This window comes from Janibacter sp. Soil728, from assembly GCF_001428305.1.
In the GTDB taxonomy this organism is placed as follows: Bacteria; Actinomycetota; Actinomycetes; order Actinomycetales; family Dermatophilaceae; genus Janibacter.
On the sequence record NZ_LMRZ01000006.1, the window covers coordinates 268,269 to 281,007 of the forward strand.

The 12,739-nt window shown below is 71.8% G+C and carries 14 protein-coding genes; 3 read left to right on the forward strand and 11 right to left on the reverse strand.

Annotated features, from left to right (window positions below; all coding sequences use genetic code 11):
* Window positions 1-10: 10 nt before the first annotated feature.
* Genes ASG73_RS14600 through ASG73_RS14650 form a run of 11 tightly spaced genes read right to left on the reverse strand, consistent with a single transcriptional unit; the run spans window position 11 to window position 9,829 of the window.
* Entirely contained in the window at window positions 11-1,519 is a 1,509-nt protein-coding gene (locus ASG73_RS14600; RefSeq protein WP_055996794.1) for a proton-conducting transporter transmembrane domain-containing protein, read from the reverse strand.
* On the reverse strand, window positions 1,516-2,994 hold the full coding sequence (locus ASG73_RS14605; RefSeq protein WP_055996797.1) for a complex I subunit 4 family protein: 1,479 nt from the start codon (window positions 2,992-2,994) through the stop codon (window positions 1,516-1,518). Before ASG73_RS14605 ends, ASG73_RS14600 begins: the two co-directional genes overlap by 4 nt.
* Complete coding sequence (locus tag ASG73_RS14610) at window positions 2,991-4,835, reverse strand: NADH-quinone oxidoreductase subunit 5 family protein (RefSeq protein ID WP_055996800.1); 1,845 nt, start codon at window positions 4,833-4,835, stop codon at window positions 2,991-2,993. Before ASG73_RS14610 ends, ASG73_RS14605 begins: the two co-directional genes overlap by 4 nt.
* Complete coding sequence (gene nuoK, locus ASG73_RS14615; protein ID WP_055996803.1) at window positions 4,835-5,134, reverse strand: NADH-quinone oxidoreductase subunit NuoK; 300 nt, start codon at window positions 5,132-5,134, stop codon at window positions 4,835-4,837. Before nuoK ends, ASG73_RS14610 begins: the two co-directional genes overlap by 1 nt.
* Window positions 5,131-5,649 (reverse strand): NADH-quinone oxidoreductase subunit J family protein, encoded by a 519-nt coding sequence (locus ASG73_RS14620; protein WP_055996806.1) that lies wholly within the window; start codon window positions 5,647-5,649, stop codon window positions 5,131-5,133. The genes nuoK and ASG73_RS14620 overlap by 4 nt, the downstream gene beginning before the upstream one ends.
* Complete coding sequence (locus tag ASG73_RS14625) at window positions 5,646-6,179, reverse strand: NuoI/complex I 23 kDa subunit family protein (protein WP_055996809.1); 534 nt, start codon at window positions 6,177-6,179, stop codon at window positions 5,646-5,648. Before ASG73_RS14625 ends, ASG73_RS14620 begins: the two co-directional genes overlap by 4 nt.
* On the reverse strand, window positions 6,176-7,132 hold the full coding sequence (nuoH, locus tag ASG73_RS14630; RefSeq protein ID WP_055996811.1) for an NADH-quinone oxidoreductase subunit NuoH: 957 nt from the start codon (window positions 7,130-7,132) through the stop codon (window positions 6,176-6,178). Before nuoH ends, ASG73_RS14625 begins: the two co-directional genes overlap by 4 nt.
* Window positions 7,129-8,286 (reverse strand): AAA family ATPase, encoded by a 1,158-nt coding sequence (locus tag ASG73_RS14635; RefSeq protein ID WP_055996814.1) that lies wholly within the window; start codon window positions 8,284-8,286, stop codon window positions 7,129-7,131. Before ASG73_RS14635 ends, nuoH begins: the two co-directional genes overlap by 4 nt.
* A 20-nt stretch (window positions 8,287-8,306) precedes the next feature.
* Window positions 8,307-8,876, reverse strand: a complete 570-nt coding sequence (locus ASG73_RS14640; RefSeq protein WP_055996817.1) for an NADH-quinone oxidoreductase subunit C — start codon at window positions 8,874-8,876, stop codon at window positions 8,307-8,309.
* A gap of 1 nt (window position 8,877) precedes the next feature.
* Window positions 8,878-9,459, reverse strand: a complete 582-nt coding sequence (locus ASG73_RS14645) for an NADH-quinone oxidoreductase subunit B (RefSeq protein WP_055996820.1) — start codon at window positions 9,457-9,459, stop codon at window positions 8,878-8,880.
* Between the two features lie 13 nt (window positions 9,460-9,472).
* Window positions 9,473-9,829 (reverse strand): NADH-quinone oxidoreductase subunit A, encoded by a 357-nt coding sequence (locus tag ASG73_RS14650; protein WP_055996823.1) that lies wholly within the window; start codon window positions 9,827-9,829, stop codon window positions 9,473-9,475.
* Window positions 9,830-9,957: 128 nt separating this feature from the next.
* Here ASG73_RS14650 and ASG73_RS14655 point away from each other — a divergent pair, with 128 nt between their 5' ends.
* The 3 genes from ASG73_RS14655 (at window position 9,958) to ASG73_RS14665 (ending at window position 12,635) form a co-directional block, all read left to right on the forward strand.
* Window positions 9,958-11,463, forward strand: coding sequence for a M20/M25/M40 family metallo-hydrolase (locus tag ASG73_RS14655; protein WP_055996826.1), 1,506 nt, complete (start codon window positions 9,958-9,960; stop codon window positions 11,461-11,463).
* A 231-nt stretch (window positions 11,464-11,694) separates the two neighbouring features.
* A complete protein-coding gene (locus ASG73_RS14660) occupies window positions 11,695-12,192 on the forward strand; it encodes a DUF4870 domain-containing protein (protein WP_082567276.1) in 498 nt (165 codons plus the stop codon).
* Window positions 12,189-12,635, forward strand: coding sequence for a hypothetical protein (locus ASG73_RS14665; RefSeq protein WP_055996830.1), 447 nt, complete (start codon window positions 12,189-12,191; stop codon window positions 12,633-12,635). Before ASG73_RS14660 ends, ASG73_RS14665 begins: the two co-directional genes overlap by 4 nt.
* Window positions 12,636-12,739: the final 104 nt, after the last annotated feature.

The window sequence follows — 12,739 nt, forward strand, 5'->3', positions numbered from 1 at the left end:
CCGCGAGGGCTCAGGTCGTTCCCGTGCCGAGGAGGATGACCGGCACGACGGTGACGCTGAGGAGCACGAGGCCGACCACCACGGCCACCCGCGTGGCGGTCGGGTCGACCGCCTCGGGCGTGCGGTCGTCGGGGGCGGGCAGGAGCAGCAGCGCCACCCAGCGCAGGTAGGCGGCCAGACCGATGACGACTGCGACGACGGCCGGCAGTGCCACCCACCACAGACCCTGCGCCGCGAGGGGGCGCAGCACGACGAACTTGGCGAGCAGACCGGCGACCCCGGGAGGGAGCCCGGCGAAGGTCAGCAGGGCCAGCCCGAGGACGGCCGCGTGGAGGGGGCGACGACGCAGCAACCCACGATCGTCCTCGAGGCGGCGCGGCCCGTCGACCGAGAGCGCCGCCACGACGGACAGTGCCGCGACGACCGCGACGACGTAGACGGCGAGGTAGCCGACGGCGGCATCGACGTCGCCGGCGACGAGCGGGGCGAGCACCCAGCCGCCCTGGGTGACGCCGGACCACGCGATGAGGCGAAGGGGGTCCTGTGCCCGGAGGGCGAGGACGGCGCCGACCACCATGGACACGGCGGCGAGGACCGAGAGCGCGGGCTGGATCGCGGGGTGGACGCTGACCGACCCGCGGACGACGGCGACCATGCCCCCGAGCGCGGCCACCGTCGACACGCTCGCCAGGAGCATGGCGACCTCGGCGCCGGCGCGCGGATAGGTCGTCGGCGCCCACGCGTGGAAGGGGATGAGTGAGAGCTTGAAGGCGACCGAAGCGACGAGCAGCACGATCCCGAGCGTGAGGACAGCACGCATCGACGCATCCTGGCCGGCGGCCCACGAGGCGACACCGCCGAGCCGCAGGCTGCCGGTCGCGGTGACCCACAGCCCGGCACCGACCACGGCGATCGCGAAGGAGGTGACGGAGGTGGTGATGAGGTTGAGGGCACCGCTGTCGCGAGGGGCTCCGCGCATGACGGCGAGCGCCACGACGGGCAGCGTGGCCAGCTCGAGACCGACGAGCCAGGTACCGAGATCATGGGCCACGGCGACGACGGCGGCTCCGGAGACGGTGGCCAGGACCAGGGCGACCTCGACGCCGGGGTCGGCGACCGGCCGGCCGGCCCGCGAGTCCGGGCTCTCGGGCGGGCTGCCACGGTGGCGCGCGAGGAGGAACAGCGTCGCCAGGCCGGCAGCCGCGGCGAGGGCCTGGAGCAGGGCGCCGGACGCGGTGACCCGCAGGAGGCAGTCGCTGGCGACCATGCCCGGAGCGTCGGTGACGGCCAGCGCCGGGTCGCCCGTCAGGCAGAGCGTGGACACCTCGCCGCCCCCGTGGGCGCGCAGCCGCAGGACGACCGCGCACACCACAGCGAGCGTGAGTGCCACGGCACCGACGACGGGAGCGGGCAGCCGTCGTCTGGGGGCGATGGCGTCGACCGCCAGCGCGGCGACCGCACCGAGCGCGGGAGCAAGGACGGGGGCCGCGACGAGCACGTCGATCGTGGGCGCGCTCATCGGGTCACCACCTCCACCAGTGCAGGGTCGGTGACGGCCAGCAGGAGCCCGGGGAGGACGCCGAGCACCAGGACTGCGAGGGCGAGCAGACCCCCCGCGAGCAGGTTCGTACGCGGTAGCTCTGCGGCTGGCGCGTCCTCGTCGGCCGAGTGCCCCTCCCCCAACCAGACGAGTCGGGCGACGCGAAGGGAGTACGCCGCAGCGAGCGCAGCCCCCACGGCCGCGACGACCGCGCAGCAGACGAAGAGGAGGTCCGGTCGGTCTGCCGCCGGGGAGAGCGCAGCGATGACAGCGGCGAACTCGCCCCAGAAGCCGGCGAGCCCGGGCAGCCCCAGTCCAGCGGCGAGGCCGACGAGCAGGAGCAGCCCGGTGACCGGAGCCCCCTCGCGCAGGGCGGCGCGGGGGGTCCTCAGGTCGTCGTCGCCCCACTGGTGCTTCAGCCCGCCGACGACGAGGAAGAGCAGCGCCGAGATGACGCCGTGGGCGATGTTGGCGTAGAGCGCGGCGGCCACGCCGGTGTCCGACCCGGTGGCCAGGGCCAGGGCGACGAACCCCATGTGCGCGATCGACGACCAGGCGATCAGGCGCTTGAGGTCACGCTCGACGAGGCAGACCAGACCACCCCAGATGATGCCGACGGTGCCGCACACGGCGAGCACCGGGGCGATCGTGGCGAAGCCGTCGGGCACGGTCGCCAGTGGCAGCCGGACGAGGCCGTAGGTGCCCATCTTGAGCAGGACAGCGGCCAAGAGCATCGAGCCAGCGGTCGGCGCGGTGGTGTGGGCCAGTGGCAGCCACGAGTGCAGGGGCCACACGGGCACCTTGACCGCGAGGCCGAGCGTCAGCAGGACGGCGATGGTCACCTGGGTCGCGGTGCCGAGCCCGTCACCGCGGGCGGCGCCGAGTGCCCGGAGGTCAGCGGTCCCCGCGCTGCTGACGAGCAGGAGCACGCCGAGGAGCATCAGGGTCGACCCGAAGCCGGTGTAGAGGACGAAGCGGGCGCCGGCCTCCCTTCGCGCCTGTGGGTCGCGCTCGTCACCGAAGCGGGTGATGAGCACCCACATCGGCACGAGCACGAGCTCGAAGGCCACGACGAAGAGCAGTGCGTCGCGCGCGGCGAAGGTCGCGACGGCGCCCGCGAGGGTGATCAGCAGGCAGCCGACGAAGGTGGCCCGGCTCCCGCCCCGCGGACGCTCCCCCCACGTGGTCAGGCAGGCCGCTGCGGTGACGGCAGCAGCGAGCACGGCGAGCGGGCCGCTGATGCCGTCGAGACCGAGGTGGATGCGCAGACCGAGGGCCGGTAGCCATGGGACGTCGACGACGGCGTGCGTCGACCAGGCGATCACCAGCAGGACGAGTGTGGCCAGGGCGCCGACCACGCCCGCTCGGGTCGCGGTCCTGCCGGACAGCTCGGTGCCACCGCCGAGCAGGACGGTGCCGACGAGGAGTGGCAGGACGCAGGCGAGGCCGATCACGAGGCCCCCACGAGGACGATGGCGGTGATGACGGCGATGGCCAGCAGGCCACCACCGAGGAGTGCGAGGCCGGAGGCCGGCCGTGAGCGTCGGTGCGCGGTGGTGCCGGCGTCACCGGCCCCGAGCACGCCCCAGGCGGCGGCGCGCACATAGGTGTCGATGACCTCGCGGTCGAGGAAGGCCACGAGCCGGGCCAGCGCCGTCACGGGTCGCACGACGACGAGATGCTGCAGGGTCCCCACTCCCAGCCCGGCGCCGACAGCTCGTCCGGCGCGACCGTCGACGAGTCGCTGCTGCACCCCGAGGTGGCTCAGTGCGTACCCGACGGCGACGCCGAGCAGGACCAGGGCGAGCACGAGCACGAAGAGTCCGAGTGGCACGTGGCCGGCATCGGGCAGCCGCCCGCCCAGTGCGAGGCCGCCCACGATGCTGGCCACTGCGAGCACGACGAGGATCCCGCTGACCGCGGCCGGCATGACGGCCCGGGCACGGACCCGCTGCTCGCCGCCGAGGACGACGACGATCAGCGCACGGGTGGCATAGGCCGCGGTGAGCACCACCGTGACGAGCAGCGACCCGAGGACGAGGTGCGCCACGAGCCCGCGAGCGCCGACGTCCTCCCCGACCGCGGCGATGACGTGCTCCTTGGTCAGTCCCCCGAGGACGAGTGGGATCCCGGCGAGGGAGACCAGGCCGGCTGCCCAGGCGAGCAGCGCCACCGGGTGTGAGCGCCCGCTCCCGACGAGGGCACCGGCAGCAGTGGACCCGCGGGTCACGGCGAGCCATCCGATGGTGAGGAAGAGCAGCGCCTTGAAGATCGCGTGCCCGTACAGGTGGCCGAGGGCCGCTCCTGCGGTGGGGCCGGTCCCGGCGGCGGCGAGCGGCGCCAGCATGACGCCGACCTGGCTGATGGTCGACCAGGCGAGCAGTCGCTTCAGGTCGGGCTCGACGAGGGCGCAGATCGCGGCGAGCACCATCGTGGCGGCGACGGACAGCCCGAGCAGGGCCCGCGCGGGCTCGGCGCGCAGCAGCAGCGGCAGGAGCTGCGCGAGCACGACGGTGCCTGCGGCGACCATCGTCGCAGCGTGGATGAGCGCAGAGGCGGGAGTCGGCCCCTCCATGGCGTCGAGGAGCCAGTCGTGGAAGGGCAGCTGCGCCGACTTGCCGAGCACGCCGATGACGACGAGCACGAGCGCGACCGAGCGTGTGCCCGGGTCGGCGGCCGCCGAGGTCCAGTGCTCGATGACCTCGGCCCGACCGCTGGTGCCCGCCCCGGCGATGAGCACGCTGACGCCCAGGAGCAGCCCGATGTCGGCGATGCGGGTGACGATGAAGGCGGTGTGCCCGGCGCGCCGAGGGGCCTCCCGACGCGACCAGTGCCCGATGAGCAGGTAGGAGCACCAGCCCATCACCTCCCACCCGACGACCGTGAGGACCAGGTCCGCGGACAGGACCACCATCAGCATCGCCGCAGCGAAGAGCGCGATGCTCGCGTGGAAGACACCACGTCGGTCGTCGTCGGCGAGGTACCAGGCCGAGTAGGTCTGCACCAGGAGGGTGACGAGCACGACGACGAGGACGAGGAAGGCACTGGTCGTCGAGAGCGACAGCTGCAGTGTCAGGTCGATCCCTCCGAGGGTGGAGCCGGGCCCACTGCCCTGCCCCTCGGCGAAGGGAGCCCCCCGCGCCCCGGTCGGCGCACCGGCGAGTGCGACGACGGACAGGACCAGGGTGGTCGCGCTGCCCAGCACGGCGACGAGGGCCGCGAGCGAACCCCGGCGCGCGAGGCCGAAGGCCAGGGCTGCCGTCAGGCACGGCAGCGCGAGGAGCATCCAGGCCATCAGCCGGCGTCCTGGGCGAGGTCGATGTGTCCACGGCGGCGGTAGGCCGCGACGATCACGGCGAGGGCGATGACGACCTCAGCGGCCGCGATGGTGATCACGAAGAGGGTGAGCACCTGTCCCGACCACGACGGGTCGCGACCGACGGCACCGGCCGTGACGAGCAGCAGCCCGCCGCCGGCGAGGACCAGCTCGGCGCCCACGAGCATGAGCACGGCATTGCGGCGAGCGAGGATCCCGTAGAGCCCGAGGGCGACGAGCAGGCTGGCCAGGAGGTACGGGCCGGCGGTGTGGATCATCGGGTGCCCTCCCCCGAGGCGTCAGAGGTCGTCAGACCGGAGACGGCGAAGGCCCCGACCAGTGCGGCGAGCAGCAGCAGCGAGAGCAGCTCGAAGGGCCACACCCAGGTGGAGAAGATCTGCCGGGCCAGCTCCTCGCTGCCGGCGGGACGCACCTGTGCGCGGGTCGCGGTCGGCAGGAGCACTGCTGCCACCAGTCCACCGGTGCCGGCGCCGACGCACGCGGCGAGCACCCGGTGGGCGGGGCCGGTGGAGTGCTCGGCCCGCGGTCCGATGGGAGCCCGGGTCAGCATGAGCGCGACGATGATGAGCACCACGACGGCCCCGACGTAGACGAGCAGCTGGACCAGCGCGACGAGCTCGGCCCCGAGCACGAGGTAGCAGCCCGCGAGGCCGAGCAGCGCGACGACGAGCCAGAGCGCGGAGTGCACGACCTGCCGCGTGGTGACCGCGAGCGCGGCGGCGGCCGCCGTGACCAGTCCCGTCGCGGCGAAGGCGAGGTCGAGTCCCGTCATCGCGCTCCCCCGGCGCGTCCACCCCTGGCTGGCTTGTTGGCCGCCGTCACCTCGGGCGCCTCGGCGGCCGCGGGGTCGAGCTCCGGCGGCGCGGGGACGTCGGCGACCCACTGGCCGAGGCGGTCCTTCTCGTGGAGGAGGTCGCGGATGTCGGTCTCGGCGTACTCGAACTGCGGGCTCCAGAAGAGCGCGTCGAAGGGGCAGACCTCGACGCAGATGCCGCAGTACATGCACAGCGAGTAGTCGATGGCGAAGCGGTCGAGGACATTGCGCTGCCGGGCACGGCCCCCTTCCTTGGCCGGGGGGACCTCCTCCTTGTGCGAGTCGATGTGGATGCACCAGTCGGGGCACTCGCGGGCACAGAGCATGCACGAGGTGCAGTTGCTCTCGACGAGGGCGATGACGCCGCGTGAGCGGGCGGGCAGCTCCGGCGCGACATCGGGGTACTCGGCCGTGTGCGGCGGGCTCATCATCTGGCGGGCCGTCGTCGCCATGCCCTTGACCAGTCCGGGGATGAAGTCCTTGCTCATGCTGTCATCACCACTCCTCCTGCGGTGAGCGCCAGCTGGGCCAGCGCGAGGGGCACGAGGACGGTCCAGGCCAGGCGCTGCAGCTGGTCCTCGCGCATCCGTGGCCACGAGACCCGGATCCAGATGATGAGCAGCACGATCAGCGCCCCCTTGAGCAGGGTCCACAGCCAGCCGAGCTGGTCGGCGAAGGGCCCCTGCCAGCCACCCAACCAGAGGATGCCGAAGAGCAGGCCCATGACGACCATGCCCGCGTACTCGGCGAGCATGAAGAAGGCGAAACGCAGGCCGGTGTACTCGGTCCACGGGCCCATGACGACCTCGCTGTCGGCGATCGGGGCGTCGAAGGGGACCCGCTGCAGCTCCGCGGTCGCGGCCACGAGGAAGACGAGGGCACCGGGCAGCTGCCAGAGGAGCCACCAGGGAGACCACGCCTCGACGACGCCGGCGAGAGAGAGCGTGCCGGCCGCCATGGCGACCGACGCCACCGAGAGCACGAGCGGCAGCTCGTAGGCGAGCAGCTGCGCGGCAGAGCGCATCCCACCGACCAGCGCGTACTTGTTGGCGCTCGCCCACCCGGCCATGAGCGTGCCGAGCACCCCGACACCGATGACGGCCAGGACGAGCAGCACGCTGCCCGGCACCTCGGCGGCGGACAACCCGGGGTGGATCGGCAGCAGCGCGATGGCGATGACGTACGGGATCAAGGCGACGGCCGGTGCGATGCGGAAGACGGACCGGTCCGCGGCAGCGGGGGTGATGTCCTCCTTCTGCACGAACTTCACCCCGTCGGCGACGAGCTGGGCCCAGCCGTGGAAGCCCCCGGCGTACATCGGGCCGAGCCGCCCCTGCATGTGGGCCATCACCTTGTGCTCGGCCTGCCCGGCGACGAGCGGCAGCACGAGCACCGCCGCGAGGGCTGCGAGGGAGCGAAGGGAGATCTCGAGCAGGCTCATCCGTCGGCCTCCCCGAGATCTGCGTACTCACGCAGGAAACCACGAAAGCCCGGGACGGTGAAGCTCAGCAAGCCGTGCCCTGCGACCTCGATCAGCCCCTTGTCCATCAAGGATCGGCGCGCCATCCCCAACGCCTCGGTCGGGACGCCGAGCGCGGCGGCGATGTCACCGCGGCGCACGCTGCCGCCGTCACTGCCCGCCATGGCCGAGAGGAAGCGCTGCTCGGACGGCGAGGCCTTGGCCCAACGACTGCGGTAGAGGGCCTCCAAGTCGTCGTGGACGCCGTCGCGCGCCTGCTGGACGTGGGCGCGGGTCAGCCTGCCGCCCGGGTCCGGTCGACCCGCAGCGCGCCACACCGCGTCCCCGTGCACCTGCACGAAGTACGGATAGCCCTGCGCGTTGTCGACGACCTCGGACAAGGCGTCCATGTCCCAACCCACTCCGAGCGCCGTGGCCGGCGCCGAGAGCGCCTCACGGGTGGCTGCCTCGGTCAGGGCACCGACCGGTCGGTAGGCGAACCTCTCGGCGAAGCTCGCTGCGTCGGTCACGACGTCCTCGGTGTGGCCCAGACCGGCGCAGACGAGCGCGAGGGGCAGCCCGTCGGGCGTTGCCTGCAGGTGCTGCCAGGCATAGGCCAGCGCGCGGAGGCCGTCCCGGTCACCAGCCTGCAGCTCGTCGATGAAGAGGACCGTCCCGACCCGCGAGTCCTCGACTGCCTCTGCGGCGGCCGCTCGCAGCACGGTCTCCAGACGGCGCACGACCGTGGGGTCGGGGGCCCGGTCGAAGGTGGCCTCCACGCGCGCCCCCGGGACGCCGACGCTCATCCCCATCTCACGCAGTCGTGCCCCCAGGGCCTCCGGCCGCCACTTGAGCGGACCGAGACCGATGGACTCCACGAGCGAGGCGACCAGCCCACCGTGTCCGGCGGTGACGAAGACGCTGGCGTGCCCGGCATCCTCGGCCTGACGCTGCATCTCCCGCAGGAGCGAGGTCTTGCCGACGCCCCTCGGGCCGACGAAGACGTGGACGCGACCGGCGAGACGACGCCGGGTGGACATGACGGCCAGGAGGTCGGCCACCCTGTCGAGGTGGTCGGCACGGCCCGGCACGTCATGGGCGATCTCGCCGGGCGTGTACGGACTCGGCTGGCTCATGGCGCGACTCTTACAGGTCTTTACAGTTCGGGCAACTGTAAAGACCTGTCAATCCCTTCACTCGGCTCTCGTGGCCCCCACTCGGGCCCGGGCACCCCGGGTGCGGCCACGCGGCGACGGCTCGGCGACTTGCTCGAGTGCCCCTCGCCGGGCTCCTTGCCGCCGGGCCAGGGCCGGGTCGCGCGGGCGGCCAGGACGAAGGACTTGCGCAGCGGCGTCCCCTCGAAGCCGTCGGGCAGCAGGAGGGGGCGCAGCCCGAGACCGGTGCCGTCGACGAAGCCCTCGAAGTCCTGACCGAACATCTCGTGCGTCTCACGCTCGTGCCACGCGGCGCCGGCGAAGACGCCGGTGATGCTCTGCAGGCTCTCCCCCAAGGGGACTCGCGTACGCATGAGCAGCGTGCGCTGGTCGCGCTCCGGGGTCGGGACGGGGTCGACCAGGTGGCAGACGATGTCGAGACCCGGCACGTCCTCGCGGTCGCTCTCGTCGACGGCGCTCAACCAGTCGAAGTAGGTGAAGCCGTCCTCGTGGGCGTCGCGCACCGCGCGCAGCCACTCCGGCGGAGTGACCGTGAGGTCCTGCTGGGACATGTCACGCCCCCTTCGTCGGGCGTCGCAGGAGGCCGCGGCGCACCTCGCCCGCGTCGGCGGTCCGGTGACCCGCATAGCGCGTCCTCAGGGTCTCGGTCGAGAGCGACTCGGCGGCGATGTGGTCCTGCAGGGTGAGGATCCCGTGCAGGAGCGCCTCGGGGCGCGGCGGGCATCCCGGCACGTAGACGTCGACCGGGACGAGCTGGTCGACGCCCTTGGTGACGGAGTAGCTGTCCCAGTAGGGACCGCCGGAGTTGGAGCAGGCACCGAAGGAGATGACGTACTTGGGCTCGGGCATCTGGTCGTAGAGCCGGCGGATCGCGGGCGCCATCTTGTCGGTCACCGTGCCCGAGACGACCATGAGGTCCGCCTGGCGCGGGCCGGGGGCGAAGGGGATGACCCCGAGCCGGATGAAGTCGTGCCTGGCCATCGACGCAGCGATGAACTCGATGGCGCAGCAGGCCAGCCCGAAGTTGAAGACCCACAGCGAGTAGCGGCGGCCCCAGTTGAGGACGATCTTCATCGGCTGGGGTGCGTGGGCTGCGACGGGCCCCACGCGCGGCATCGGCAGGTCGGTGGTCATCGCCTCACCTCCATCAGGTCCACCGCAGCAGACCGCGTCGCAGGGCGTGGACGAGCCCGAGCAGGACGACCCCGATGAAGATCGCGACCTCGAGCAGGCTCACCGGGCCCAGGTCCGTGCGCAGCACGAGGGCCCAGGGGAAGAGGTAGACCGCGTCCACGGCGAAGATGACGTAGAGGAAGGCGTAGGCGAGGTAGCGCACCCGGGTCTGCGCCCAGTCGCGCCCGACCGGGTCGACCCCGGACTCGTAGGTCGTCAGCTTGGCGTGGGTAGGCGCAGCCGGCGCGAGCAGCCGCCGGGCGGTGTAGGCGGCCACGACGAGGAGCACGCCCACGACGAGCGTGCCGGCGACGACGAGGTAACCATCCACGTCCGCACCCTATCCGCGCCGTCCGTCGACAGGTCGGTGTGTAAAGCCCCGAACCCTGCGTGGAGCCCCTAGGTTCTCTCTCACACCGGCGGGCAACGGCGCCCGCCGGCCTACCGGAGGAATGCATCGTGCGATCACGTACCGCAGCCGCTACCGCGGCCGCCGCTACCGCGGCCCTGGCACTCACCACCCTCGCCAGTGGGCCCGCCCAAGCAGACAACCCCAACAACTCGAAGAAGATGACGCAGGCCGTCACCGTGGAAAATGTCCACGCGCACCTGCAGGCACTGCAGGACGTCGCGGACGCCAACGACGGCAACCGCGGTGCCGGCACCTCCGGCTACGAGGCCAGCGCGCAGTATGTCGAGAGGACGCTGCGCGACGCCGGCTACACGACGCAGCGGCAGGACTTCTCCTTCATCTACGAGGAGATCCACGAGTCCAGCCTCACCGAGGTCTCCCCCGATGCCCGCACGGTCGACGGCACCCCGATGTCGTACAGCCAGCCCACCCCGGCCGAGGGCGTCACCGCCGAGCTGGCCGCCCCGACGACGGCCATCGGCTGCGTCGCCGGTGACTACGCCGGCGCCGACGTCGCCGGGAAGATCGCGCTCGTCAGCCGCGGCGACTGCTCCTTCGCCCAGAAGGCCGTGACCGCCAAGGCCGCCGGGGCCGACGCCGTGATCATCTACAACAACACGACCGGCGCCCTCAACGGCACGCTCGGTGGCGTCGAGCCCGACAGCGCCCCCGCCACCGGCGTCACCCAGGACGAGGGCAAGGCACTGCTCGCCAAGATGGCCACCGGCCCGGTGACGATGAAGCTCGTCCTCACCAAGACCCTGGAGGAGCGCCAGACCTTCAACGTCATCGCCGAGACCGACTCCGGGCGCGACGACAACGTCGTCATGCTCGGTGCCCACCTCGACAGCGTCGGCGACGGCGCGGGCATCAACGACAACGGCTCCGGCACCGCCGGGATCCTCGAGACGGCCGTCCAGCTGGGCAAGGTCAACAAGCTCAACAACAAGGTCCGCTTCGCCTTCTGGGGCGCCGAGGAGCTCGGCCTGCTCGGCTCCGACCACTACGTCGCCGACCTGCAGGAGAACGACCCGGAAGCGCTGGCCGACATCGCGACCTACATGAACTTCGACATGATCGGCTCGCCCAACCACATCATCGGTGTGTACGACGCGGACGAGTCGACCTACGAGGCACCCGTCGAGGTCCCGGCGGGCTCCGCCGAGACCGAGGACGTCTTCACCGACTACTTCGACGGCATCGACCAGCCGTGGGTGGACACGGAGTTCTCCGGCCGCAGCGACTACTCGGCCTTCATCAACGCGGGTGTCCCGGCGTCCGGTCTCTTCACCGGCGCCGACGGGACCAAGACCCCCGAGGAGGCCGAGATGTTCGGCGGTACCGCGGGGATCATCTACGACCCGAACTACCACACCCCCGCTGACGACATCAGCAACATCAACATGGACGCGCTCGACATCATGAGCGACGCGATCGCCCACTCGACGATCACGCTCGCCCAGTCGACGAAGGCGATCAACGGCAAGTCCAGCCGTGGCAAGAGTGGCCAGCCCGCACCGACCGTCCTGCCGGACGGCCTCGAGGCAGCCTGACCATCTGCATTGCCCTAGGGCAATGCACGCAACGAGCACACCTGAATCCGCATTGCCCTAGGGCAATGCAGTCCGGAGCACCGGTACCGGTGAGGGGGACGTCCTGCGGGACGTCCCCCTCGTCGTGCCCACGGCCGAAGGGGGGATGTCCCCCCTTCGACCCGGAGGCGGCCCGGATTGGCTCGCCGCCGTCGAACGGGCAGAGTCGTGCTGAGACCACAGGAGGAACCCATGAGCGAGCACCCACAGCTCCCGCACCAGTCCCAGCAGCCACCGCCCCAGCAGCCCTCGGCCCAGACCCACGGCCAGGCCCACGGGCAGACGCCGCCGCAGCAGTTGCCACCGGGAGCCGGGCTGCCGCCCGGCTACACGCCGACGGCGCTGTCCCCGACGGAGGAGCGCAACCTCGGGATGGTGGCCCACCTCGTGCCGGCCGTCCTGCTGCCGCTCAGCGCCGGGACCCTGGGCTTCGTCGGGTCGCTGGTCATTTACCTCATGTACAAGGACCGCGGGCCCTTCGTGCGCCAGCACGCGGCCAACAGCCTCAACGTCCAGATCATCACCGCGATCCTGCTGCTGATCTCGAGCGTGCTGATGCTCGTGCTCATCGGCTTCCTCGCCTACCCGCTCGTCATCGTGGTCGCGACGATCATCCACATCCTCGGTGCGGTCAAGGCCAACAACGGTGAGTGGTGGCAGCCGCCGATGACCCCGCAGCTCGTCCGGTGACCACGACGGCGAAGGGGGTCGTCGTCGCCGGCCACGGGGTCGCCTCCGGGAGGGCGAGCGACTCCCCCTTCGCCGCCGGGACGATCGAGCTGCAGGCCCCGCACTTCGCGGCCCGCGGACTGGACCTGGCCCCCTTCGTCATGGCGACGGTCAATCTCGACGTCGCTCCGCTGACTCTCGTGCTGCGCCGGCCGCGGTGGACCTTCGCCGACGTGCGGTGGACGGATGTGCACGGCCCGGAGACCTTTTCCTTCGTCGAGTGCACGGTCCGGCGGGGTGAGGAGGAGTACGCGGGGCTGGTCTACCTCCCCCACCCGGAGACCAAGCCGATGCACCACCAGCCGTCGACGGTGCTCGAGCTGCTGCTGCCGCGTCTGGCGGGTCTCGTCGCGGGTGACGAGCTGTCCGTGGGGCTCGATCCCGAGCAGGGTGACTTCACATAACGTGGCGTTATCCGTCTCATAACGTGACCGACTGGATTCGTGGGATCAGGGCGACCTAACATGGAAGGACGTCACGGGGACTCCCGCGGCACGACCGATCTGCG

Excerpts from the sequence above, each read along its gene's own strand:
- ASG73_RS14620 (WP_055996806.1), bottom strand. The coding sequence starts at position 5,649 with ATGACGGGACTCGACCTCGCCTTCGCCGCGACGGGACTGGTCACGGCG.
- ASG73_RS14600 (WP_055996794.1), bottom strand. The coding sequence starts at position 1,519 with ATGAGCGCGCCCACGATCGACGTGCTCGTCGCGGCCCCCGTCCTTGCT.
- ASG73_RS14610 (WP_055996800.1), bottom strand. The coding sequence starts at position 4,835 with ATGGCCTGGATGCTCCTCGCGCTGCCGTGCCTGACGGCAGCCCTGGCC.
- nuoH (WP_055996811.1), bottom strand. The coding sequence starts at position 7,132 with ATGAGCCTGCTCGAGATCTCCCTTCGCTCCCTCGCAGCCCTCGCGGCG.
- nuoK (WP_055996803.1), bottom strand. The coding sequence starts at position 5,134 with ATGATCCACACCGCCGGCCCGTACCTCCTGGCCAGCCTGCTCGTCGCC.
- ASG73_RS14625 (WP_055996809.1), bottom strand. The coding sequence starts at position 6,179 with ATGAGCAAGGACTTCATCCCCGGACTGGTCAAGGGCATGGCGACGACG.
- ASG73_RS14640 (WP_055996817.1), bottom strand. The coding sequence starts at position 8,876 with ATGTCCCAGCAGGACCTCACGGTCACTCCGCCGGAGTGGCTGCGCGCG.
- ASG73_RS14660 (WP_082567276.1), top strand. The coding sequence starts at position 11,695 with ATGAGCGAGCACCCACAGCTCCCGCACCAGTCCCAGCAGCCACCGCCC.
- ASG73_RS14635 (WP_055996814.1), bottom strand. The coding sequence starts at position 8,286 with ATGAGCCAGCCGAGTCCGTACACGCCCGGCGAGATCGCCCATGACGTG.
- ASG73_RS14645 (WP_055996820.1), bottom strand. The coding sequence starts at position 9,459 with ATGACCACCGACCTGCCGATGCCGCGCGTGGGGCCCGTCGCAGCCCAC.